1 protein-coding gene is annotated in these 254 nt (G+C 67.7%); it reads left to right on the forward strand.

Annotation, left to right across the window (positions count from 1 at the left end):
• Window positions 1-254 (forward strand): GNAT family N-acetyltransferase (locus SB822_RS58985; protein WP_410859361.1); only part of this gene is annotated, 254 nt, incomplete at both ends.

Genomic DNA, 254 nt, shown 5'->3' on the forward strand with positions numbered 1-254 from the left:
CTACGAGGAAGCCGAGTACTTCCGCGTCGCCGAGCGCGACGGCAACCTGGCCGGCTTCCTGGTCGGTTTCGGCAGCGGCTCCAGGCACGACAGCAGCAATTTCGCCTGGTTCCGCGAGCGCTACCCGGATTTCTTCTATATCGACCGCATCGTCGTCGCCAGCCGGCGGCGTGGCGGTGGCGTCGGCCGCGCCTTCTACGCCGACGTGCAGAGCTATGCCGAGCTGCGCTACCCCCAGCTGGCCTGCGAGGTCT

Origin of the sequence: Paraburkholderia sp. SIMBA_054 (assembly GCF_046534875.1) — a bacterium.
Lineage (GTDB): Bacteria > Pseudomonadota > Gammaproteobacteria > Burkholderiales > Burkholderiaceae > Paraburkholderia > Paraburkholderia hospita.